At 73.0% G+C, this 23,495-nt stretch carries 20 protein-coding genes; 7 read left to right on the forward strand and 13 right to left on the reverse strand.

Annotated elements, in window-relative coordinates; translation table 11 throughout:
• Positions 1–7: 7 nt before the first annotated feature.
• The 4 genes from DFJ67_RS38330 to DFJ67_RS38345 form a co-directional block, all read right to left on the reverse strand.
• Positions 8–2,929, reverse strand: coding sequence for a hypothetical protein (locus tag DFJ67_RS38330; protein WP_147315776.1), 2,922 nt, complete (start codon positions 2,927–2,929; stop codon positions 8–10).
• Between the two features lie 30 nt (positions 2,930–2,959).
• Positions 2,960–3,646 (reverse strand): CPBP family intramembrane glutamic endopeptidase, encoded by a 687-nt coding sequence (locus tag DFJ67_RS38335; protein WP_203784104.1) that lies wholly within the window; start codon positions 3,644–3,646, stop codon positions 2,960–2,962.
• A 68-nt stretch (positions 3,647–3,714) separates the two neighbouring features.
• Entirely contained in the window at positions 3,715–4,212 is a 498-nt protein-coding gene (locus tag DFJ67_RS38340; protein ID WP_116074056.1) for a hypothetical protein, read from the reverse strand.
• A gap of 97 nt (positions 4,213–4,309) precedes the next feature.
• Entirely contained in the window at positions 4,310–6,184 is a 1,875-nt protein-coding gene (locus tag DFJ67_RS38345; RefSeq protein WP_116074058.1) for a M6 family metalloprotease domain-containing protein, read from the reverse strand.
• A 231-nt stretch (positions 6,185–6,415) separates the two neighbouring features.
• Here DFJ67_RS38345 and DFJ67_RS38350 point away from each other — a divergent pair, with 231 nt between their 5' ends.
• Both DFJ67_RS38350 and DFJ67_RS38355 read left to right on the forward strand, forming a co-directional pair.
• Positions 6,416–7,885, forward strand: a complete 1,470-nt coding sequence (locus tag DFJ67_RS38350) for a serine/threonine-protein kinase (protein ID WP_116077154.1) — start codon at positions 6,416–6,418, stop codon at positions 7,883–7,885.
• A 239-nt stretch (positions 7,886–8,124) separates the two neighbouring features.
• Positions 8,125–8,406: a hypothetical protein gene (locus tag DFJ67_RS38355; RefSeq protein WP_116074060.1), complete on the forward strand. Its 282-nt coding sequence runs from the start codon at positions 8,125–8,127 to the stop codon at positions 8,404–8,406.
• Here the strand turns inward: DFJ67_RS38355 and DFJ67_RS38360 are convergent.
• From DFJ67_RS38360 to DFJ67_RS38380, 5 genes are all read right to left on the reverse strand, one after another.
• Entirely contained in the window at positions 8,363–8,569 is a 207-nt protein-coding gene (locus DFJ67_RS38360; protein WP_116077155.1) for a hypothetical protein, read from the reverse strand. The two genes, DFJ67_RS38355 and DFJ67_RS38360, sit on opposite strands and share 44 nt — an antisense overlap.
• Positions 8,570–8,653: 84 nt before the next feature.
• Positions 8,654–10,228, reverse strand: coding sequence for a malate synthase A (gene aceB / locus DFJ67_RS38365; protein WP_116074062.1), 1,575 nt, complete (start codon positions 10,226–10,228; stop codon positions 8,654–8,656).
• The gene (locus tag DFJ67_RS38370) at positions 10,225–11,508 is read right to left on the reverse strand and encodes a (Fe-S)-binding protein (protein WP_116074064.1); all 1,284 of its coding nucleotides are present in this window, start codon (positions 11,506–11,508) and stop codon (positions 10,225–10,227) included. Before DFJ67_RS38370 ends, aceB begins: the two co-directional genes overlap by 4 nt.
• Positions 11,508–12,638, reverse strand: coding sequence for an FAD-binding oxidoreductase (locus DFJ67_RS43520; protein ID WP_203784106.1), 1,131 nt, complete (start codon positions 12,636–12,638; stop codon positions 11,508–11,510). Before DFJ67_RS43520 ends, DFJ67_RS38370 begins: the two co-directional genes overlap by 1 nt.
• Positions 12,638–14,089, reverse strand: coding sequence for an FAD-linked oxidase C-terminal domain-containing protein (locus DFJ67_RS38380; RefSeq protein WP_116074066.1), 1,452 nt, complete (start codon positions 14,087–14,089; stop codon positions 12,638–12,640). Before DFJ67_RS38380 ends, DFJ67_RS43520 begins: the two co-directional genes overlap by 1 nt.
• A gap of 107 nt (positions 14,090–14,196) precedes the next feature.
• Here DFJ67_RS38380 and DFJ67_RS38385 point away from each other — a divergent pair, with 107 nt between their 5' ends.
• Entirely contained in the window at positions 14,197–15,711 is a 1,515-nt protein-coding gene (locus DFJ67_RS38385) for an Nramp family divalent metal transporter (protein ID WP_116074068.1), read from the forward strand.
• On the opposite strand, the gene selB is transcribed toward DFJ67_RS38385, so the two are convergent.
• Positions 15,708–17,495, reverse strand: coding sequence for a selenocysteine-specific translation elongation factor (selB, locus tag DFJ67_RS38390; protein WP_116074070.1), 1,788 nt, complete (start codon positions 17,493–17,495; stop codon positions 15,708–15,710). The two genes, DFJ67_RS38385 and selB, sit on opposite strands and share 4 nt — an antisense overlap.
• A gap of 36 nt (positions 17,496–17,531) precedes the next feature.
• Between selB and selD the strand changes: the two genes are divergently transcribed.
• Positions 17,532–18,530, forward strand: a complete 999-nt coding sequence (gene selD, locus DFJ67_RS38395) for a selenide, water dikinase SelD (protein ID WP_116077157.1) — start codon at positions 17,532–17,534, stop codon at positions 18,528–18,530.
• Here selD and DFJ67_RS38400 read toward each other — a convergent pair.
• Positions 18,527–19,462: a serine/threonine dehydratase gene (locus DFJ67_RS38400; RefSeq protein WP_116074072.1), complete on the reverse strand. Its 936-nt coding sequence runs from the start codon at positions 19,460–19,462 to the stop codon at positions 18,527–18,529. The two genes, selD and DFJ67_RS38400, sit on opposite strands and share 4 nt — an antisense overlap.
• Positions 19,463–19,494: 32 nt before the next feature.
• Here DFJ67_RS38400 and DFJ67_RS38405 point away from each other — a divergent pair, with 32 nt between their 5' ends.
• Both DFJ67_RS38405 and DFJ67_RS38410 read left to right on the forward strand, forming a co-directional pair.
• Entirely contained in the window at positions 19,495–20,649 is a 1,155-nt protein-coding gene (locus tag DFJ67_RS38405) for an ankyrin repeat domain-containing protein (protein WP_116074074.1), read from the forward strand.
• A gap of 53 nt (positions 20,650–20,702) precedes the next feature.
• Positions 20,703–21,539 (forward strand): class I SAM-dependent methyltransferase, encoded by an 837-nt coding sequence (locus DFJ67_RS38410; RefSeq protein WP_203784108.1) that lies wholly within the window; start codon positions 20,703–20,705, stop codon positions 21,537–21,539.
• Between the two features lie 282 nt (positions 21,540–21,821).
• Here DFJ67_RS38410 and DFJ67_RS38415 read toward each other — a convergent pair whose 3' ends face one another.
• Positions 21,822–22,181, reverse strand: coding sequence for a winged helix-turn-helix transcriptional regulator (locus tag DFJ67_RS38415; RefSeq protein ID WP_239097479.1), 360 nt, complete (start codon positions 22,179–22,181; stop codon positions 21,822–21,824).
• 60 nt (positions 22,182–22,241) lie between these two features.
• Here DFJ67_RS38415 and DFJ67_RS38420 point away from each other — a divergent pair, with 60 nt between their 5' ends.
• Positions 22,242–22,922, forward strand: coding sequence for an NAD(P)-dependent oxidoreductase (locus tag DFJ67_RS38420; protein ID WP_116074076.1), 681 nt, complete (start codon positions 22,242–22,244; stop codon positions 22,920–22,922).
• Here the strand turns inward: DFJ67_RS38420 and DFJ67_RS38425 are convergent.
• A complete protein-coding gene (locus DFJ67_RS38425; RefSeq protein WP_116074078.1) occupies positions 22,872–23,483 on the reverse strand; it encodes a DUF6518 family protein in 612 nt (203 codons plus the stop codon). The genes DFJ67_RS38420 and DFJ67_RS38425 overlap by 51 nt on opposite strands.
• Positions 23,484–23,495: the final 12 nt, after the last annotated feature.

The raw sequence follows: 23,495 nt of genomic DNA on the forward strand, positions 1-23,495 counted from the left end.
AACCCACTCAGGACAGGGGTGGCGGCGTCATCCGCCGCTGCGATTCCACATTGGATTTGACGGTACGCCCCCGCGCGTTCGCCTTCTCCGCCCGCTCGCCACGCTCCGCCGCGCGGTAGCGCCCACTTCCGGCGTTGCCGGTCCGGCTCCCGATCCACGTCGCCGTCGGCGGTTGCCCACCCACGCTCCGCGGCGACCGCCCTGCCTCGTCCGAGCCCGCGCCCGCGCTCCGCGACCTATCGCCCTCGCCGGACCCGCTTGGCTCGCCGGCATCCCCATCGCTGGCCGCGCCACCCGCCGTCGGCGCCGCCTCGCGCTCACCGGACGGGCGATCGAGGGCCAAGCCCCCAGCGCCGGTTGCCGCACCATCCAGCGTTGGCAAGGTGTCGTGGTCGCCGCTGGCGGAATCGTCAAGCACCTCGCCGACGATCTCGCTGGCGTCACCGCCAGCCTCCGCCGCGCTGTCACCGTGCACGGCCGCCGAGCGCGTCGACACGCCGGCGACCAGCCCACCGGCGATGGCGCCGCAACCGGCCGAAAGCGCGCCACCGATGACGCCGGCATGCGACCGGCACCCGCCGGTGAACGCCAACCGCATCCGGGAAGCAAGCCCCGGCCCCGAATCGGGCTTGTCGCCATCCGAGCCACCCGCCGCACGAGACACGACGTCACCGAACCCAGCCGGCCCCGCATCACCCGACCCAGCCGCCACGGCATCACCAGACCCGGCCAGCCCCACGCCACCAGACCCAGCCGACCCCACGCCACCAGACCCAGCCGACCCCACGCCACCAGACCCAGCCGACCCCACGCCACCAGACCCAGCCGACCCCACGCCACCAGACCCAGCCGACCCCACGCCACCAGACCCAGCCGACCCCACGCCACCAGACCCAGCCGACCCCACGCCACCAGACCCAGCCGACCCCACGCCACCAGACCCAGCCGACCCCACGCCACCAGACCCAGCCGACCCCACGCCACCAGACCCAGCCGACCCCACGCCACCAGACCCAGCCGACCCCACGCCACCAGACCCAGCCGACCCCACGCCACCAGACCCAGCCGACCCCACGCCACCAGACCCAGCCGACCCCGCGCCACCAGACCCAGCCGACCCCGCGCCACCAGACCCAGCCGACCCCGCGCCACCAGACCCAGCCGGCCCCGCGCCAGCCGTGTAACCAGAGCCAGGCACATCGCCAGCCGACGAAGGCCCAACGCCGGACGCCGGATCGCCAGACCCGGACACAGCGCCACGCCCGGCGCCAGCGACGGCCGACGGACGCCCGGCGCCGCCCGACCCGGACGCCGCCGCGGAACCAGAACCATCCCTGACCGACACGCGCCCAGCGCCGCTGGAACCGGGCGCCGCCGCATCCCCAGCCGCCAGGCGCTCAGCGCCGCCGGCACCGGCGGCCGTGCCAAGCCCAGGCGACAGACGCCCAGCGGGACCGGCTGCGGACAGCGTCGCGAAGTCCGGGCCTGGTCCGCCGACAGAGGCGCCCGGCAGCACAGCCGGCGCCGCCGCAGGCCCGCCCAACGGAGAAGGCTCAGCCGGCAACGGCTCACCGCCAGGCGACGGCTCCGCCACCGCCGACGGCCGCCCGGTGACGATCGGCGACCCCGCAGCGAGCATCGACGGGCTCAACGCCCCCGGATACGCACCCGGCGACCCCGCCGGGACCGGCCCGACACCGGCCGAATCAACCACCCCGTCGTCGCCGAGCGCCCCCATCGCCACAGCGCCCGCCGGAAGCGGCGACCCCGACCCAGGCAACCGCGACGCACCGAGACCAGCCGCCACACCCGCACTAGCCGCTGCCCGCGCGGGCGACGGCGACGGCGACCAGTGGCCCGCCTCCTCCGCCTCGGCCGAACCGTCGTCGACGGCCTCCTCCTTGGTGACCGCGTCGCGGATCGCGAACTCCAGCACCGCGAGCAGCAACAGGTCGATCACCAGCGACGGGATGGCCGCGAACTGGTAGACCGCGAACTCGAACACCCGGACCAACAGCAGATCGATCAGCACCGCCCGCTGCAACCACCGTAAACCGGTCACCCGGCGCTTCTGCCGCAACCGCACCACGCCGTAGACGACGCAGGCCGCCGACAGGATGGCGCTCGCGCCGCCGACCGCGGTCGGTACCGGGTCGGTGAAGCGGAGGTCCGCGTTCGCCCCCGCCTCGCGCGCGAGCAGCGCCGACACGATCAGCAGGGCGACGCCCAGGGTCGCCACCGTCTGGAGCAAGAGCAGGACCACCGTCGTGATCATCGCGGGTCGGGTGCGCAGCGCGCGGGCGATCCGGCGGGCCACCCGGGTGCCGATCTGGCTCACGTCGTAGCGTTCGGCGCGGCCGGTCGGGATCTCCCGGACCAGGGCCGCCGCCTGTGCCGCGCCGGGCAGGTCCGCCGCCGCGTTGATCCGGCGCAGGGCCAGGGCCCGGGTGTTGTCGGTCATCCCGTTCGACGCGCCGGCCGCGGCGGCGTTCAGTGCCTGGACATACAGCTCCCGCTTGCCCAGCGGGCGCCGGCCGTGCAGGGCGTGGATTCCGAGCACCAGCAGCACGATCAGCACGTAGATGATGGCGATGCTCGGTGTGAAGAAGTAGTTGTTGTCGCTGGTCAGGAACTTGCCTACTTCGTCGATGAACAGTCCGAAGCCGACGCCGGCCAGGAACGCGCCGACGGGTCTGATCACCCTCCCGTTGAACGAGAGCAGGCCCATCACGCCGACCGCCATCAGCAGACCGCCCCACAGGACGTGCGCGATGTGCAGGCCGTTACCGCCCAACTGGGGATAGCCAGTTAGGAACAGGGCGAATCGGATGGAAAGTACCGTCGCCACGGCGACGACGAGGAACTCCATCAGTAGGGGCACGGCATTGGCGGCTCGTGGGAGCCCCCAGCGCACCAGGCGATCGCCCACGACTTCTTCGTACCAAAGAATGACGGGCCTTTACCCCGAAAGAGCCCAAAGTGCTGCGCCCACGGCGTACGCCAATCCGTTCGTCGCCCAATGCAGTCCGGCCGGTGCCAGGAGGCTGCCGGTGCGCCAGCGCAACGACGCGAGCACCACGCCGGCCAGCATCGTGGCGAACACCGCCGAGATGGTCACCGCCCCGGCCGCCGAGCCGTAGACGTCGCCGACCACCTGGTTGCTGCGACCCAGCCCGAGCGAGGGCAACACGTGCCACAAACCGAACAGCACCGACGAGACCGCCGTGGCCCAGCCCGGCCCGCGCATCCGGGCGACCATGCCCCAGACCACGCCGCGGAAGCCGACCTCCTCCAGCAGCACCGTGCCGACCGGCACGCCGACGAAGGCCGCGTAGATCGCACCGCCGACGCCGAGATGGGCGCGGCGGTCGAGGAACAGTTCCCGGCCGGCCGGCAGCGTCAGCGCGACCAGATAACCGGCGAGCACCAGGAGCACCGCGATGCCGCCCCAGCGCAGGCCGCGCCGCCAGGTCGAGCGGGCCAGGCCGAGATCAGCGGCGGTCAGGCCGGCCGCCCGCGCCAGGCCCAACAGAACGAGGGTCTCGAGAACCGAGATCCAGGGGTACGTCCAGCGGAGCGCGACGTTGTTCAGATAGTTCGCGACGCCCAGCGCCGCGACCACCGCCACCAACCACCGAACCCGCACGCGAACCAGTGTCGGGGGGTGAGCACCGGTCGCGCGCGGGTTCGGCGTCCCTGAGGACGGTGTTGTCGCTACTTCGAGTCGTGACCGCCCGGGCCACCACGCCAGTGGCCGCCGCCACCCCAGTTGCCGCCGCCCCAGGCGCCGCCACCGGGCAGCACGCCCTTCGACGCGGCCGCGATGATCGCGTCTTCCTGGGCCTGGGTCAGCTTGCCGTCCTTGACGGCCTGGTCGAGCCGCTTCTTGAGCTGGTCGGCCCGCTGCGTCTTGGCGTCACCGGCCAGGTCCTTCTGGACCTTGGTGAGCGCGTCGGACACCTTCTGCTGGTCGATGCCGAGCTCCTTCGCGAGCGCGGCGGCCAGCTTCTCCTGGCGGTCCTTCATCGCCTGCGCGCGGTCGGGCTTCGCCGAGTCCGTGCTCTTGTCCGCGGGTGCGGACGAAGACGTAGACGTGGACGGCGAAGGTGACGGGCTGTCGTTGCTCGCCGCGAACGCGGGCACGCTGAGACCGATCGCCAAAACACCGGCAGCACCGGCCCCGACAAGCGCGAGCTTCCTGGGTCGTCGCATGTGAATTCACTCCAAGCCAATAGGGGACTCGGAGCACTCTGCGTCATCCCGCTGGGGGGACTATGGGGATCGGCTATGAATTTCCTGGCAAATCCGGCTATGTGCCGACGGTGATCTCGATCCGCCAGCGGTCGAACGTGCCCGCGTCGTCCTGTGACGCGTCGGTGACGCGCAGCAACCAGGTGCCCGCGACCGGCTGCCCGACCATCGGCGCCAGCGCCGACGGCGGCTCGGTGTCGAGCTCCAGGTGCAGATTGCGACCGGTGCGCGCCCGGTCGTGCAGCACCGCCCGGCGACCGGTCGGCGAGAGCAGCACGATCCGCAGGTCGCCGGCGAACGGGTGGGTGATGTCGGCCTCGAACGTCATCGCCCGCACCGTGCCGGGCGAGTCGAAGGTGATCGTGTCGGCCACGCCGCCCTCGCCACCGTCGGGGATCGACAGCGCCGGCTCGGACTTGCCGACCACCGTGGCGCCGGCGTCGCCGACCTCGCCCACCAGGAACGTGACCACCTCGCCGGGCGCGGACACGTCGGAGATGGTCAGCCCGGACTCGGTGCCGTCCCAGCGGCGGGTCGCCGGCCGGGTGGCGTGCGAGACCGCGGTGCCCTCGACCCGGCCGAACAGGTCGCCGCCGTCGCCCTGGTTGACGTTGCCCTCCAGGTCGAGGTGGCCGTCGGCCTGGAGCACGGCGCACTGGTAGTGCTGCTCGCGGGTGCCCTGCTGGAACTCGTTGGAGCCCCGCACGTCGCAGTGGTAAACGGCCAGCCCGCTGGACGGCAGGAACTGGTCGAACCCGGCCCGGGACCGGTTTTCCACCAGGAAGTATTCGTTTTCCAGCCCGGTCTGGTAGCGCAGCACGGTGTCGTAGTCACCCTGTTTCGCCGAGAACCGCCCGCCCGCGGTCAGGTCGACCTCGGTGCCGGCCCAGCCGACGAGCTGCCGCAGGTAGGCGCTGATCGGGGCCGGCGTGCGCCCCCGGTCGAGGTGGTTGCCGGCGCCCATCACGCAATACATACCGACCCCGGCGCTCTTGAAGTCGTCGCCCTCGCGCTCGGCCAGGCCGTAGTCGTAGAGGTCGGGGAAGCGGCAGAGCATGTGGCCGGCCTCGTGGCAGAAGGTGCCGATGCTGAGGTCGTCGGCCGTCCGCCCGGCGCTGGTCACGATGTAGAGCTCGGTGCGGACCCCGTTGTATTCCTTGCGGTGCACGAAGTTGTGCGGCCAGAGGTCGCCTTTGTATTCGGTCTGGCCCGCATACATGATGCACAGCGAGTCGACGATGCCCTCGTCGCACGAGTCGAACCGGGACAGGTCGACCCCGGCGTCGACCGCGAGCTGGATCGCCTCGGGCACCAGCAGGCCCTCGGTGTTGGCGTAGGCCAGCCGCGGCCGCCTCATCCGGTAGGGGCCGACGACCACGTTGCCGAAGTCGAGCCGGCCGGTCGACATGGTCTGGAAATAGCCGCGCACCGAGGCCGCGTTGCCGCCGCCGCGGTAGGCCGGCGCGTTGAGCAGCGCGTCGACCTCGGCGGTGCCGACCGCGGCCGGGGTGTCGGGGAAGTCGATCAGGATGGTCAGGCCGGTGACCGTGCCGGAGCTGAGCCGCCGCCCGGGCAGCAGCCCGCCGCTCGGGCCGAAGGTCAGGAACTTCTCCCGCCCGCCGGCCGCCTCCCCCGGCGGCACCATCGCCTCGTGCCGGGCCTTGACCCGGTCGTTGCGCACCTCGGCGGCCTCGTGCAGGTGCCGCTGCACGGTGGCCGGTGGCGGCCCGGCGTCGACCCGCTGCCCGGTGGAGGCGAACTGGCCCGCGTCGAGGTCGGCGTAGCAGTAGGCGCCGCTGTCGTGGTCGTAGACGGCGGTGTAGCCGTCTGGGGTCTCGTAGCGCGCGTACATCTCGTCGCCGAGGACGACCAGGGCGACGTCGTCGCCGTCACGCTGCTGGAACCGCAAGGTCTCGCCGAAGATCGCACTCACCGGGGCACCCGCCTTCGCCTGTGGACGGACCGACGCTAGACGCGCGCGAACGTGACGGCAGTCACGGATCGGACATCCGCCGTGACAGCACGCGGGTGGGCGACGCTGTCCCTACGGTCGGACCCCCGCGCGCAGCGCCGGCCCCGGCCGGGCCGCTAAGGTTGCCCGGGGGAGGGCACGGTCTTGCCCTGGCGGGGCGTAACACCTCGCAACACGGGGTACGGAGGCATGATGCTCAATCCCGGAGACGCGCTTGGCGGGCGCTACCGGCTGGAGGAGCCCATCGCCAGCGGCGGTATGGGCGAAGTCTGGCGCGCCATCGACCAGGTCCTGGGCCGCACCGTCGCGGTCAAGGTCCTCCATCCCCGTGCCGTCGGCGACCCCGGCTTCAGCGCCCGTTTCCGCGGCGAGGCCCGCACCATGGCCACCCTCCGGCACCCCGGTGTGGTCGACGTCTACGACTTCGGTGAAGACACCGACCCCGACGGCAAGACAGTCGTCTACCTGGTGATGGCGTTCGTCGACGGCGAGCCGCTGTCGCAGCGGATCAAGACCGCCGAGCGGCTCAGCCCGGCCGAGACGATGGCCATCGTGGCCCAGACCGCCCACGCCCTCCAGGCCGCACACGAGGCCGGCGTCGTGCACCGCGACGTCAAACCGGGCAACCTGATCGTCCGTCCCGACGGCCAGGTCGTGCTGGTCGACTTCGGCGTCGCCCGCTCGGCCGAGGCGGCCAGCCTGACCGGCGTCAACGAACTCGTCGGCACGGCGCTCTACATGGCGCCCGAGCAGGTCGCGAAGCGGGCGATCACCCCCGCCACCGACATCTACGCGCTCGGCGCGGTCGGCTACCACTGCCTGGCCGGGCACCCGCCGTTCATGGGCGACAACGCCCTGACCATCGCCCTCTCGCACCTCGACGAGGAGCCGCCGCCGCTGCCCGACGAGGTGCCGCACGCGGTCCGCACGGTGATCGCGACCGCGATGGCCAAGGACCCGGCCGACCGGTTCAAGAACGCTGCGGCCATGGCCCAGATCGCCGAAGCCGCCCTCGGGCCGGCATCCGCCGAGGCGACGACCACCTCGATGACCCGCGCGGGCACGACCGCCCTGCTGGCCGGCGGCCCGGCGACGACCCGCCCACGCCCAGGGGGGTACGCACCCGGCGCGGCGCCGGTCGGCCGTGGCCCCGGCGACACGTTCGCCGGCAGCGACCCGCGCCTGACCGGCACCGCCACCCGGCCGGTGCACCCGAGCTTCCCGGGCGTGCCCGGCGGCCCGCCGCCGACCCCACCGGGCCGGCGCAAGCGGCTGACCACCACCCATCGGGCCGGCATCGTGGCGGCCGTGCTGATCGGCGTCGCCGCCGTGGTGATGGCGTTCGCGCTGGCCAACCTCGGCGACGACACGACCAAAGACGGCGGCACGGTGCCGTCGCAGCCGGCCGAGGTGAGCGCCGGCCCGGAGAGCACCGGTCCCGCCGCGCCCCCCGGACCGACGGTGAGCACCACCAAGCCGCGCACCAGCACTTCGCCGCGCAACGGCACCCAGCCCACCGCACCGACCAAGCCGACCGGCGGAGCCACCCCGACCCAGAACAACGAGCCGACCAAGAACCCGCCCACCCAGGACCCGACCACGGACCCGGCGACGAGTGAGCCGACGGACGAGCCGACCGGGGGCCCGGGGCCCGGCGTCTAGCACTTCCAATCTGCAAGTTGCGCCTGGTCAGCACCCATCTGGGATCGGTTGATCGGCGTCCGCGGCGGTCCGCGCGGACGCGATAGGGCGACAGACTGCCATGGGTGCGGCGACCCACTGTGATGATGAACGCCGGGTGAATAGCCTGGGGACCAATGGGAACCGAATCAGCGCAGGAGCCCGCGGTTGCCCGCGGGCTCCTGAATGGCCTTGTCCACTGTGGCACCTGTGGCGCCGACATGACCGCCGAGACGATCCGGGGGCTCCGGCGCTACATCTGCCGGTGCAGCCGTGCCGTGCCGGCCGACGAGCTCGACGTGCTGGTGCTCGGCCGGGTCTATGACCGGAGACGGTCGACGGGCCGGGCCGACCCGGTGCGCCTCTGCGACGAGGCCCACCTGGTCGACACCTATCTGCGCGGCGTGACGGTGCACGCCGACTGGACGCGCCCGACGATCCGGTGGGCCGACGTGACGGCTACTTCGACGGCTGCGGAAGGTCGCAGTCGACCTTCGGGTTGACGCCGAAATAGTTGAGCGGGCCGGCGATGATCGTCACGATCGTGTTGCTCGCCTCGGCGCAGTTGGTGTCGTCGTTGCTGAAGTAGCCGCGCTGTCCCGCCGCGATCGCGCCAATGATCAGCCAGATCACGACTATCAATCCACCGATCCCGGTTGTCCGCACAGGTTCCTCCCAGGTCATGTTCCCGCGGTGCGCGGGTGAGCCCTGATACCCGATCTGTGCGGTGCGGCAAACGCGAATCGCGTTTTACAACCGGTCGTAGGCCTCCAGCGTCAGGAACTCCGGCATGGTGTCGCCGAGCGTGACCGCGGTGAACACCGCCCGGGTCTCGTCGGGCCGGCCCTTCTGCCAGACGTCTTCGCCGACCTCGGCCCGGATCGCCGCCATCTCCTCCTCGAGCACCCGCTCGACCAGCGCGCGGGTGACCGGCCGGCCGTCGTCGAGGGCGACGCCGTGCCGGATCCACTGCCAGAGCTGGCTGCGGGCGATCTCGGCCGTGGCGGCGTCTTCCATCAGGTTGTTGATGCCGGCCGCGCCGCGCCCGGAGAGCCAGAACGAGATGTAGCGGAAGCCCACGCTGACATCGTTGCGCAGCCCGGCCTCGGTGATCGCGCCGGGCGTGGCGGCCGCGTCGAGCAGCTCGCTGGGCTTGACCGTGACGTCGTCGCGCTGCCGGTCGATCTGGTTGGGACGGTCGCCGAGCACCGCGTCGAACTCCGCCGTCGCGACCGGCACCAGGTCGGGGTGGGCCACCCAGGTGCCGTCGAACCCGGCGCCGGCCTCCCGGCGCTTGTCGGCGCGGACCGCGTCGACGGCCCGCTCGTTGGCGGCCGCGTCGGTGCGCGACGGAATCAGCGCCGACATGCCGCCCATCGCGAACGCGCCGCGCCGGTGGCAGGTGGCCACGAGCAGCTCGGTGTAGGCGCGCATGAACGGCGCGGTCATCGTCACCGAGGTGCGGTCGGGCAGCACGAACGCCGGGTTGTCGCGGTAGGACTTGATCATCGAGAAGATGTAGTCCCAGCGGCCGGCGTTGAGCCCGTAGGAGTGGTCGCGCAGCTCGAAGAGGATCTCCTCCATCTGGAACGCGGCCGGCAGCGTCTCGATCAGCACGGTGGCGCGGAAGGTGCCGTGCGGCAGGCCCAGTGCCTCCTGGGCGAACACGAACACCTCGTTCCAGAGCCGGGCCTCCAGGTGGTGCTCCATCTTGGGCAGGTAGAGGTAGGGCGCCTTGCCCCGGTCGAGCAGCGCCTGGGCGTTGTGGAACGCGAAGAGCCCGAAGTCGACCAGCGAGCCAGCAGCCGGCTCACCGGACGCGGCGACCAGGTGCTTCTCCGGCAGGTGCCAGCCGCGCGGCCGGACCAGCAGGGTCGCGATCTGCTCGCGCAGCGCGTAGTGCCGGCCGTCGGAGGCGTCGTAGGAGATCGTGCCGCGGACCGCGTCGGCCAGGTTGGCCTGCCCCTCGACCTGGTTGTTCCAGGTCGGGCTGTTGGCGTCTTCGAAGTCGGCCATGAAGCCCTTCGCGCCCGAGTTGAGCGCGTTGATGACCAGCTTGCGGTCGGTCGGGCCGGTGATCTCGACGCGCCGGTCGGCGTAGTCGGGCCGGGGCGGCACCACCCGCCAGTCGCCGGCCCGCACGTCGGCGGTCTCCGGCAGGAAGTCGCTGGGTGCGGTGCGCGACCGCCGCGCGGCGACCAACTCGCGCCGGCGGGCGTCGAAGCGGTCGTGCAGCTCGCCGAGGAACGCCAGCGCCGCGCCGGAGAGGATCTCTTCGCGCCCCCGTTCGCTCAGGTCGGGGTGGTCGACGGGGCGGAGCGTCATGGTGCGACTCCTCGGATCGATGCGTCCAACAGCGTCATCGGATGGTAGATCGGAACCGCCCGGTCGCGGCCCAGGTGGGCGGTGATCTGTAGCGCACAGCCGGGGTTGGCGGCGGCGATCGCGTCGGCGCCGGTGGCGGCCAGGTTGTCGGCCTTGCGCTTGCCGAGCTTGGCCGCGGCCTCGGGCTGGAGCAGGTTGTAGATGCCGGCGGAGCCGCAGCACAGCTCCCACTCCCGCGGCTCGACCAGCGTGACGCCGGGGATGCCGCGCAGCAGCGCCCGGGGCGGGATCCGCACGCCCTGGGCGTGGGCCAGGTGGCAGGCGTCGTGGTAGGCCAGCTTGAGCTCGACCGGGTGCCGGGTGGCCTGCGCCGGGTGGGCGTCGAGCACCTCGTGCACGTCGCGCACCTTCGCCGAGAACGCCGCGGCGCGGGCTGCCCAGGCCGGGTCGTCGGCGAGCAGGTGCCCGTAGTCCTTCATCGCCGAGCCACAGCCGGCCACGTTGACCGCGATCTCGTCGAAGCCCTCGTAGGCGGCGATGGTCGCCCGGGCCAGCTTCAGCGCCTCGGGTTCGAGGCCGGAGTGCAGCGGCAGCGCGCCGCAGCAGCGCGGTCGCCGGGGCGCGTGCACCTCCCAGCCCTCGGCGGCGAGCACCCGCACGGTGGCCGCGTTGACGTCGCCGTAGAGGACCCGCTGCACGCAGCCCTGCATGAACGCCACCCGGCCGCGCCGCTCGACTCCGGCCGCAGGCGGGGTGACCACGGCCAACTGCCGGGTCGCCGCCCGCATCGGCACCTTGGGAGCCAGGGACAACATCGCACCTATCCGGGTACGCAACGCGCGGTCACCGAACAACGACGCCAGCCGGAGCCGACCCTGCGCGGCGATCGCCGGCACCATCGCCCGCAGCCGCGCGGGGTGGGTGAACAGCGCGAAGATGGCGGCCCGGTGCAGCCGTTCGGTGCGCGAGCGCAGCGGGCTCCGCTCGAGCTGCGGCCGGACCTGCTCGATCAGCCGGTCGTATTGCACGCCGGACGGGCAGGCGGTCACACAGGCCATGCAGCCCAGGCAGCGGTCGAAGTGCTCCATCATGGACGGTGACAGCACCGACTCGGCCTCGTGGCCCACCTTCATCAGCACGATCCGCCCGCGCGGCGAGTCCATCTCGTTCTCGAACACCGCGTAGCTCGGGCAGGTGGGCAGGCAGAAGCCACAGTGGACGCAGTCTTTGATGAGCTCCGGGTCGGGCGGTCGGCGGGCGTCCCACGCGGTGTCGGTCATCAGATGCCTCCCACGTAGCTGCCGGGCCGGAAGGTGCCCGTCGGGTCGAAGCGCTCTTTGACGCGGCGCATCAGCGCGCCCACGCCGGGGTCGGGGGCCGGCCAGGGCTCCGCGACCAGGCGGGCGCCGTCGAGCACCACGGTCGGATGCGGTGCGAGCGCGGTGCGGGCGGCGGTGACCCGCCCGGCCAGGTCGGTGCCCTCCGGGAACGACAGCCAGGACACGCCGAGCGCGGCCCGGGACACCACGGTGGCGTCGCCCGCGGCGGCGAGCACGGCCGGCAGGTCGGTGGGCAGCGCGGAGACCTTGACCACCGCCGGGCCGCGCTGGGCGGCCCGTTGCGCGGCCCAGATCGCCTCGTCGTCGAGCACCACGTCGACGTCGAAGCCACGGCTCGCCGCGGGCGAGCCCGAGACGTCGCTCAGCAGCTTGGTCGCGTCGCCGGCCCGGGCGGCCGCGGTGACACCGCCGAAGCGGACCAGCAGCCGGCCCTCCCCCGCCCGCCACGCGACGTCGAGGGCCTGCGCCTCCAGCGGGTGCCGGGACATCGCACGGACCGCGGCGGCCAGCGTGGCCGGGTCGCCGGTGGTGGCCACCAGGGTCGCGGTGCCGGCCGGCAAAGGGTGCAGCCGCAGCGCCACCTGGGCGACCAGCCCGAGGGTGCCGTAGGAGCCGGCGAACAGCTTGCCCAGGTCGTACCCGGCGACGTTCTTGATGACCGTGCCTCCGGACCGGGCGACCGAGCCGTCGGACAGCACCACGGTGATGCCGATGACCAGGTCGCGGACGCCGCCGTAGCGGTGCCGGGCCGGGCCCGAGTCGGCCGTGGCGACCAGGCCGCCGACGGTGCCGCCGAGGTCGGGCGGGTCGAGCGCGAGCCATTGCCCCTCGCGGGCCAGCTGCCGTTGCAGCGCGGCGAGGGGCACGCCGGCCTGGACGATCGCGGTGAAGTCTCCGGGGTTGTGCGCGACGATCCGGTCCAACCCTCCGGTGTGGACGGTCACGGTGCCGTCGGCGTCGGCGCCACCCCACTCTGCGCGGCTGCCGGCACCCGCCGGGCGTACGCGCGCGCCCTGCTTCGAAAGCTCGGCGACCGCGGACGCCGCCTCTTCGATGCTGGTGGGACCCATCAGAAGCGCTCCGCCAGGCCCGCCGCTTCCAGCGGGTGCTGCCGGTAGACCCCCGGCACCTCGCCGCACAGCCGCGGTGTGGGCATCACCTTGCCCGGGTTGGCCTGGCCGTCGGGGTCGAACGCGCACCGCAGCCGCTGGAACGCGGCCAGGTCGGCCTCGGCGAACATCTTGCCCATGTGCTTGCGCTTGTCGACGCCGACGCCGTGCTCGCCGGTGATCGAGCCGCCGGCCTCCAGGCACACGTCGAGAATGCGGCCGGCCAGCTCCTCGGCCCGCGCCGCCTGACCCTCGACAGCCGCGTCGAAGCAGACCAGCGGGTGCAGGTTGCCGTCGCCGGCGTGGAAGACGTTGGCGACCACGAGACCGTATTCGGCGGCCAGCTCGTCGATCCGGACCAGCACGTCGGGCAACGTCGTGCGGGGCACCACGCCGTCCTGCACGAAGTAGTTGGGCGAGATGCGACCCATCGCCGGGAACGCCGCCTTGCGGGTCTTCCAGAAGAGCTGCCGCTCGGCCTCGTCGCGGCTGACCCGCACGTCGTCGGAGCCCTGCTCGGCACAGATCGCGGTGACCTGCGCGAACTGCGCGTCGCATTCGGCCTCGGCGCCGTCGAGCTCGACCAGCAGCGCCGCGCCGCGGCCGACGGGATAGCCGGCGTGGGCCATCTCCTCGGTCGCCCGGATGGTGGTCGCGTCCATCATCTCGATCGCGCCCGGCACGATGCCCGCCTGCACGATCGCCGAGACCGCCTCGCCGGCCTGGCGGGTCGAATCGAAGAACGCGACGAGGGTACGGGTCGCCTCCGGCACCGGCACCACCCGCAGCCAGATCTTCGTCGCCACCCCGAGCGTGCCCTCGGAGCCGACGAAGGCGCCGAGCAGGTCGTAGCCGGGAGTGTCGAGCGCCTTGCCGCCGATGGTCACCTGCTCGCCGTCGGCCAGCACCACCTCGAGCCCGGTCACGTAGTTGGTGGTGAACCCGTATTTGAAGCAGTGCGCCCCGCCGGAGTTTTCCGCGACGTTGCCGCCGATCGTGCAGACGATCTGGCTGGACGGGTCGGGCGGGTAGAAGAAGTCGGGCGCGACGGCCGCCGACACGGCCGCGTTGGTGACGCCGGGCTCGACACAGATGCGGCCGTTGTCGAGGTCGACCTCGAGGATCCGATTGAGCCGCGACAGCACGATCAGCACGCCGTCTTTGATCGGCAGGGCGCCGCCCGACAGTCCGGAGCCGGCACCGCGGGCCACCCAGGGCACCCCGGCCGCGGCGCAGGCGGCGACGCACTCGCGCACCTCGTCACCGGTGCCGGGCAGCACGGCCAGCCGCGGCACCTGTTGGTATTGCAGCAGCCCGTCGGACTCGTAGGTGCGCAGGTCATGCTCGTCGAGCAGCAGCCAGCGGTCGCCGACCACCCGGCGAAGCCGCTCCACCAGACCGTGCCCGTCCATCACCTGACCTTACGCCGTTCGACCGTGATCTGGCTGTTGCCATTGCCACCATCCATACACGAAGATAAATGTCTGTCCCCGGGGGCTCTTCCATTCAAGGAGGCGCCATGGACCAAGCGTTCGACGTCCGTCCCGATTCACCCGGAACGACCCAGCTCGGCGTCAGCCGCCCACCGCTGGCCATCGCCGATCTGCCCGACCCCGAGGAGGTGTTCGGGGTCCGCAAGATCGGGCCCCGTGAGCTGATCCAATACGCGCTGGGCCCGAGCCTGATCGCGCTCGGCATCTCGATCGGCAGCGGTGAGTGGCTGCTCGGCCCGCAGGCCGTGGGGCAATACGGCTTCGTCGGGGTCGGCTGGGTCATCCTGGTCTCGGCCGTGCTCCAGACGTTCTACAACGTGGAGAGTTCGCGCTACGTGCTGGCGACCGGCGAGGCGCCGGTGGTCGGCTGGGGCCGGGTGCCGCCCGGCTTCAAGCTCTGGGTGCCGCTGTCCGTCTTCGTGGTCATCTTCGCGTTCATCGCGGGCGGCTGGGCGGCCTCGGCCGGGCAGGGCGTCTACGCCCTGGTCCACGGTGCCGTCCCGAAGGCCGGCGCCGAGGAGCCGCGGCTGTGGGCGATCGGCCTGCTGCTGCTGGTCTTCCTGATCACCGTCGCGGCCAAGCGGATCAGCCGGGCCCTCGAACTCGCCAACTGGGTGATGGTCAGCGCCATCCTGCTCGGCCTGCTGCTGATCGACCTGTTCGTGGTGCCGTTCGACCTGTGGTGGGACGGGATCCGCGGGTTCTTCACGCCGGCCGCGCCGCCGGCCGGCATCTCCGCGACCCAACTCGGCGGGCTGGCCGGCTTCACCGCCCTCGCGTCCGGGCTCAACTGGTATGTGATGGGCCACTACCGCGACAAGGGCTACGGGATGGGTTTCCGCACCGGTTACCTCTCCGGCCTGCGCGGCGAGCGACGTGCGGTGCTGGCCTCCGGCGTCACCTTCCCCGACGACGCGGCCAACACGGCGCGCTGGAAGCGCTGGTACCGGTTGTTGCTGACCGACATGTGGGGCGTCTTCTTCATCGGCGCGATGCTCGGCATGCTCTTACCGACCATCCTGATGGCGCACGCCGTCAACATCTCCGGCGAGAAGCCGACCACCGCCAACGTGCCGACCTTCGTCGCGTCGGCGCTCGACGCCGAATACGGCCGATGGATGTTCTACCTGGCGCTGGTGCTCGGTGTGCTGGTGCTGTTCAGCACGCAACTCGGCATCTTCGAGGGCATGGTGCGGGTGACCACCGACGCGGCCAACGCCACCAGCCCGCGGTTGCGGCGCCTGCTCGCGGGCGACCCGCGCCGCTTCTACTACCCGTTCATGCTGCTGTTGCTGGTCGTCATCGGGGTGATCCTGCACCTCGCGGTGCCGGTCAACCTGGTGCAGTGGTCGGCCAACATGTCCAACCTCGGCGCGCTGATCTACCCGTTCATGCTGATGTATCTCAACGCCCGGCTCCCCCGGGCCGCGCGGCCGCGCTCCTGGCACTACGTGCTGCTGGGCTGCAACGTGGTCTTCTTCGGCTTCTTCTTCATCAACTTCATCGCCGACTTCTTCGGCGACCCGCTCGTCGTCTTCTAGTCCGTTCCCGCCCCCGGGAACGACCCGCCGGCCGGCGGACCCGCGACGGTCCGCCGGTCGTCGGCGTCGCGGACGGTGGCGCCTCGACGATCGAGCAACTCCAGCAGGGGTACGGCGACCCGGCGGGTGGTGTCGAGGGCCTGCCGGGCCGCGCTGAGCGTGAACGGCTGCGGTATGCCGCGCAGCACCTCGACGGCCCGGGTCACCGACTCCGGCGGCAGCACGATGCCGTCGGCGACCTTGACCAGGGCGCCGGCCCGGGTGGCGGCCGCGAGTTCCCGCGGGCCGAGGCCGAGCGCGCGTAGCCGGTCGGCGTCGGGCGCGTGGAACGGGCGGTCGGCGAGGTCTTCGGCGAGGTGGTCGAGGGCCTGCTGGATCGGTGCCGGTAGGGCCGGGCCGCCGGGGCGGGCGGCGCGGCCGTCGCGGGCCACCAACGGCGGCTCGACCAGGGCCTCGACCAGCGCGCGGTCGGGCAGGTCGAGCGCGCGGCGCAGTGCCTCCACCGGCATACCGGGTTCGAGCGGGTGCGCCGCGGCGTGCCGGTCGATTTCGGTCGTCAGGCGAAGTTTCAGATCATCCCAATGCGCCGGGTCGGCGTGCCAGTCGCCGGCGACCGGGGGCGTGGTCACCGGTGCGCCCAGCGTGCGCAGATCCGCGCCCGTCAGCAGACCGCGCCGGCGCAGCTCGCCGGCCGGGTCCGGGCGTCCATCCATGGTGGTCAGTTCGAGCGCGCGGGTCCTGGCGGCGCCCCGTCGGCGCAGCGACGGCGGGAGCGGGTCGAGCACGGTCACGCCGCCCGCGACGTGGTGCCGGCCCGGGTCGCGGAGCAGCGCGCGGTCGCCGATCCGGAGCGGCAGCGGTTGTCGCAGGCGCAGCCGGGCGGTGTCGGTGCCCAGCGGGCGGACCGTCGCGGCGACCGCGGCGGATCCGATGTGGAGGACCAGGGTGGCCGGCAGGTCGGCGACCGGGTCGCCGTGCACCCGCACGTCGACCAGGTCGGTGTGGCGGAACGCGGCCGGGGTCAGCAGCGCGGCGCCGCGGGCGAGCGCGTCCTTGGGCACGTTGCGCAGGTTGACCGCGACCCGGGCGACCGCGGCCACGGCCGTCTCCGGTCGGCTTAGCGACTGGAGACCCTTCACCCGCACCTCGCGGTCGCCGGCCACGAGCGTGTCGCCGACCCGCAGCGTGCCGGCGCCGAGCGTGCCGGTGACCACGGTGCCGCTGCCCTGGATGGTGAACGAGCGGTCGACCCAGAGCCGGACGGGCGAGTGCGGGTCGGCCGGCGGCAGCCCGGCGACCAACCGGTCGAGGGCGGCGCGCAGGTCGTCGAGGCCGGCGCCGGTCGCGCCGCTGACGGCCACCGCCTCGACCGCGCCGAGCGAGGTCTTCGCGAGCTCGTCCTGGGCCCGGCTGATCGCGTGCGCCGGGTCGGCCAGATCCGACCGGGTGACGACCAGCAGCCCGTGGGTCACCCCGAGCGCGTCGAGCGCGGCCAGGTGCTCGGCCGACTGCGGCATCCAGCCCTCGTCGGCGCCGACGACCACCATCGCGGCCGGTGCCGGCCCAACCCCGGCGAGCATGTTGGGCACGAACCGCTCGTGGCCCGGCACGTCGACGAACGCGAGCGTGGCTCCGGACGGCAGGTCGGTCCACGCGTACCCGAGGTCGATGGTCATGCCGCGCCGCCGCTCCTCGGCCCAGCGGTCGGGTTCCATCCCGGTGAGGGCGCGGACCAACGTCGACTTGCCGTGGTCGACGTGACCCGCCGTGGCGACGACGTGCACAGCGCAACTCTGCCACCGGCGAGGCAGGATTGCGGCATGACCTACCGGCTGACCCAGTACGCGCACGGCGGCGGCTGTGCCTGCAAGATCCCACCCGGCGAGTTGGAGAGCGTGGTCGCCGGCCTGGTCGGCACCACTCCCCCGGAGGGTCCGGGGGAACTGCTGGTCGGGCTCGACGACGGCGACGACGCGGCGGTGGTCCGGATCAACGGCGACACCGCCGTGGTCGCGACCGCCGACTTCTTCACCCCGGTGCTCGACGACCCCTACGACTGGGGCCGGGTGGCGGCGGCCAACGCGCTCTCCGATGTGTACGCGATGGGCGGCACCCCGGTCGTCGCCGTGAACCTGCTGGGCTGGCCGCGCGACGTACTCCCGATGGAACTTGCCGCCCGGGTTCTGCAAGGCGGCCTCGACGTGGCCCGCGAGGCCGGTTGCCACGTGGCCGGCGGGCACAGCGTCGACGATCCGGAGCCGAAGTACGGGATGGCGGTGACCGGCCTGGCCGACCCGGCCGCGCTGATGCGCAACGACGCCGGCGTGGCCGGGGTGCCGCTGACGCTGACCAAACCGCTCGGCGTCGGCGTGCTCAACAGCCGGCACAAGCAGACCGGCGAGGTGTTCCCGGAAGCGGTGGCGGCGATGACCACGCTCAACCGCGACGCGGCGGCCGCGGCGCTCAAGGCCGGCGTGGTCTGCGCGACCGACGTGACCGGCTTCGGCCTGCTCGGCCACCTGCACAAACTCGCCCGGGCCAGCCGGGTCACCGCGCGGATCTCGGCCGCGGCGGTGCCCTACCTGGATGGCGCCCGGGACGCCCTGGCCGCCGGCTATGTCAGCGGCGGCACCCGGCGCAACCTCGACTGGGTCCGCCCGCACCTCGACCCCGGCATGGCCATGGAAGACGAGCTGCTCCTGCTGGCCGACGCACAGACCTCGGGCGGCCTGCTGATCGCGGGCGAGGTGCCGGGCTACCCGGTGATCGGCTCGCTGGTGCCGGGCCGGCCCGACGGGGTGACGCTGGAGGTCCGTTAGCCGATGCTCCGGTTGGCGCCGCTGAGCACGAACACCGGCACCTCGTCGGGTGCCGGTGTGTAGCGGCCGCTGAGCAGGGCGGCGAAGGCGGTCGCGCCGCCCGGTTCGACCGCCACCCGCAGCGTCTCCCAGAGCGCCTGTTGCGCGGCCACGATCTCGTCGTCTTCGACCAGCAGCACGTCGTGGACCCCCGCGGCGATCACCGGGTAGGTGTTGACGCCGACCCGCAGCGGTGCCAGCGAGTCGATCGCGACGCTGCCGACCGGCGCGTCGACCGGCTCGCCGGCGTCGAGCGCGCGGCGCAGCGTCGGCGCGCCGGTGGGCTCGACACCGATCACCGGACCGTCGTGGCCGGCGACCAGCCCACCGAGCAGCCCGCCACCACCGACGGCGGCCAGCAGGGTGGTGCGGCCCGGCAGTTGGGCGGCCACCTCGACGGCGATCGTCCCGGTGCCGAGCATCGTCTCGATCTCGTCGAACGCGTGCAGCCGCAGCGCGCCCGAGGTGGCCCGGAAGCGCTCGCTGGCCGCCAGCGCGTCGTTGTAGCTGTCGCCCTCCACGACGAGTTCCGCGCCGTACCCCCGGATCCTGGCGATCTTGGCGGGTGAAGAGACGGTCGGCACGAACACGTGCGCCGGCACGCCGAGTGCCCGGGCGGCGTAGGCGGCCGCCGCGCCGTGGTTGCCACCGGACGCGGCCACCACACCCGCCGGCGGGACGTCGCGCAGCAGCAGGTTGGCGAACGCGCCCCGGGCCTTGAACGAGCCGGAGTGCTGGAGGAACTCCAGCTTCACGGCCATCGGCCCGGGAGCCAGGCCAAAGTCGGCCCGGTCGAGGGTCAGCACGGGGGTTTCCCGGACGTGCGGGCGGATCAGGTCGGCAACCCGCGCGATCTCCGCGCGCGTCACCAGATCAAGGGCGGTGCTGGTCACGAAGCCGACCTTAGACCCGCTACCTTGGGTACGTGCAGCCGCACTCGGATGCTTACCTGCTCCTGGCCTGCCTGTCCTACGCCGAGGAAGACGACGAGGCGCCCCGGCGGGCGGCGGCGGCCGCGCGGGTGCTGGCCGACCACCCGGAGCTGACCCGCACCGATCCGCACGTCGCGGCCGCCGCGTCCGATGTAGACGCTCTCGCGGCGCTCCTCGATGCCGACCCGGGCGCCGCCAACCGTCCCGGGGGCCCGCACGACTGGCCGCCGCTGCTCTACCTCTGCTACGCGCGGCACGACCCGGCCCTCGACGAGGCCGCGGTCCTGGGCTCGGCCCGGCTGCTGCTGTCGGCGGGCGCCGACCCCAACGCGAGCTTCCGGTGGCGCGGCCTCGACCCGCCGTTCACGGCGCTGACCGGCGCGCTCGGCGGCGGCGAACGCGGCCAGCCGCCGCACCCGCACGCGATCGCGCTCGCCCGGGTCCTGCTCGACGCCGGCGCCCACCCCGACGACGGGCAGGCGCTCTACAACCGGATGTTCACGAGCGACGACAGCCACCTCGACCTGCTCTTCCGCTACGGGCTGGGCAGCGCGACCGCCCTCCTGCGCGACCAGCTCCGCTGGGCGGTGACGCACGGGATGACCGACCGGGTCCGGCTGCTCGCGGCGCACGGCGTCGACGTGACGTCGCCGTTCGACGCCGGGCCGACCCCGGCCGCGTTGGCGTTGACCTCCGGCTACCCGGAGATCGTGGCGGCGCTCGGCGTGCCGGCACCCGACCTGGCGCCGGCCGACGCGTTCGTCGCGGCCGCGCTGGCGGCCGACCACGCGACATGCTCGCTCGCTGACCCATCGGTGGTCGCCGACCTGCGCGCGGCGCGCCCCGGGTTGGCGGTGTGGGCGGCCGCGCACGGCCGGCCCGGCGCGGTGGCGCTGCTGCTCGACGCCGGGTGGGCGGTCGACGCGCTCGGCCGCACCGACGTGCCGCAGGACGACCCGTGGCAGACCGCGCTGCACGCGGCGGCGGAGGCGGGCGACGAGTCGCTGGCCCGCGAGCTGCTGGCCCGCGGCGCCGACCCCGGCGTGCGCGACGCCCGGTTCGGTGCGACGCCGGGCGACTGGGCCCGCTACTTCGACCGGCCCGCGCTGGCCGCTCTGCTGACCCCATCGGAGCCATCCGGGTCTTGATATAAATTCCGCTTTGTGCTATGATGTCCGAGTTGGTGGCTAGCCTTCGGCTCGTGCAGACCTCCGAGACCGCCTTCCTGGCCACCGCCGCCCGCGCCGCCCATCGCATCGTCGACGGCGCGCCCCGCATCCTCGACGACCACCTCGCCGCCCCGCTGCTCGGCTCGCGGGCCGAGGAACTGCTGGCCTACCACCGCCAGCACGGCGACCACCCGATCCTGGCCGGCGCCCGGGCGCAGACCGTGGTGCGCTCGGCGTTCGCGGAGACGGCCCTGGCCGCTTTCGTCCACCGTGGACCGTCGCAGTACCTGCTGCTCGGTGCCGGCCTGGACAGCTCCGCCTACCGGCTCGACCTGACCGGGGTGCCGGTCTTCGAGGTCGACCAGCCGGCGACGCAGGCGGCAAAGCGGGCGGCCCTGGCGGCTGCTGGCATCTCCGCGGCTGACGTCACGTTCGTCCCGGCCGGCGGGCCGTTGCCGGCGGCCCTCGTGGGAGCCGGCTTCGACGTGGCTCGGCCGACGTTCGTCACCTGGCTGGGCGTGGTGATGTACCTGTCGCCGGCCGAAGTCGAGCAGACCGTGGCGGAGCTGGCGTCCACCCTCGCGCCGGGCTCCGAACTGGTCTTCGACCACATGCTCCCGGCCGACCTCCGCGACGCCGAGGGCAACAACTACGCCGCGCAGGTGAGCGCGGTCGCCGCGGCCGGCGGCGAACCGTGGCGCTCGACCTGGTCCCCTGCTTCGGCGGCAGCCATGCTGACGCGGCACGGCTGGCAGGTGCTCGCCCAGCCGGACACCCGCACTGCGGTCCCGGCCGCGATGTGGACCCGCTCTGACGCGTTGCGCCCGCTGGGGCTCGCGTCCCTCACCCACGCCCGCCTCGAGAACTGACTCCGGCGCGGGCTCGACTGTGAGCGCTCGGGCTCCGGAAGGGGTAGGTCTCTCGGCGCCTACATGTTTTGGCATGTAGCTACATGCCAAAACATGTACGGCCGGAACACCACACCCTGGCCGGGCGCGACACGCCCGGAAGCCAGCCGCCGGGCCGGCGTGCGGCGCTAGGCCAAGGTGTGTCGGGCGCTAAGGCGTGGGCCGGCGTCGGGCGCTGGGCCAGAGGCGGCGGCGGGCGCTAGGCCGGCGGCGGCGCCGGGACCGACGCCGGCGTCGGAGGAGCTAGGCCACCCGCTCGTCGCGCTGGCGGAGGACCTCGGGGAGGTGGGCGGCGCTCCAGGCGCAGATGGCGGCCAGCGGTTCGAGGAGGGTGCGGCCGAGTGGGGTCAGGGCGTACTCGACGCGGGGTGGGATTTCCGGGTAGGCGGTCCGGGTGATGAGGCCGTCGCGTTCCATTGAGCGCAGCGACTCGGTCAGCACCTTGGCGGTGATGCCGCGCAGCGGGATCGCGAGTTCGCCGAAGCGGCGGGGGCCGTCGCGGAGGCACACAATGATCTTCATCGTCCACTTGTCACCGATGCGGATCAGCGGGCGGTCGGTGCCGCAGCCGGCGAACAGGTCCGGGTCGAGTGCGATGGTCACCCACCAACCGTAGTCAGTTTCGTTGCGGTAACCGATACATCGGGGGCTACCGTCCGCCGCATGAGCAGCATCATCGTTTTCGGTGCCGGCGGACGGGCCGGCCGGCGGGTGGTCACCGAGGCACTGCGCCGGGGCCATCGGGTCACGGCGGTCGTCCGCGACCCCGCCAAGCACGGCGACCTGGGCGGGACCGTGGTGTCCGGCGACGTGACCGACACCGCGACCATCGCGGCCCTCGCCGCCGGGCACGACGCGGCGGTCAACGCGGCGGCGCGCCTCGACGTGCCGGCCGCCGAGTTCTTCCCGGCAGCGGCCCGCGCCCTCTCCGACGGCCTGGCCAAGGCCGACGTGCCCCGCCTGGTGGCGATCGGCATCGGCACGACGCTGGAGGTGACACCGGGGGTGGCCGTTCACGACGCGGCCGATTTCCCGGCGGAGTACCGCGCGTTCTCGCTGGGCCACGCCGCCCAGATCGACGTCCTGCGGGCGGGCGGCCTCGACTGGGTGCTGCTGGTGCCGCCGCCCACGCTGCTCGACGACACGACCGGCGGCACGGGCAGCTACCGGACGGGCGCGGAAACGGTCCTGCCGGCCGGCGCGGCGCTCTTCCCGTATGCGGATCTGGCCGTCGCCGTGGTCGACGAGATCGACCGCCCGCGCCACCACCGCGCGATCATCGCCGTCGGCCCGCTAGCCGAACCCGGCAACGCTGAAGGCGGCGAAGCCGACCACGGCCAGTAGCAACGCGACGCCCAGGACGATCGCGCGTTGCCTGGTCGATCGGACGGTCAGGAGGATGACCAGCAGGCCGAGCGCGGCGCGCAGGACGACGAGCCAGAGCGGGTTGTCGTAGTTCGGGTCGCCGATCCGGCGGGCCTGCACCGCGGCCTCGGCGAACAGCACCGCGCTGGGTAGCGCCACACCCACCCGCTGTCGCCAGCCCGACATCCGGGCCCAGACGCCGGCGGCGCCGAAGAGCGCCCCGGCGATGATCCCGAAGAACATCCACAGCAGCGACGACGGTGCCCACAGGACCGCGACGGCGTCGTGCTGGATGAGGGCGGCGGCGAGGTAGTAGCTGGGCACCGCGACCACCAGCAGCACCGCGGCTCCCAGGGCGGCGCGGGCCTGGCCCGAGCGCACCCGGTAGCCGAACGCGAACGCGGCCACCGCCCAGACCGCGCTGGAGTTGCCCAGGTCCGCGAACGGGTAGGGCAGGAACTTGATCCACACGAAGTCGAGGAAACCCAGCGCGATGCCGCACACGACGGCGGCGGGGATCAGTCGACGGTCAACCTGCACAGCGCGCGAGTG

The organism is Asanoa ferruginea, from assembly GCF_003387075.1.
Lineage (GTDB): Bacteria > Actinomycetota > Actinomycetes > Mycobacteriales > Micromonosporaceae > Asanoa > Asanoa ferruginea.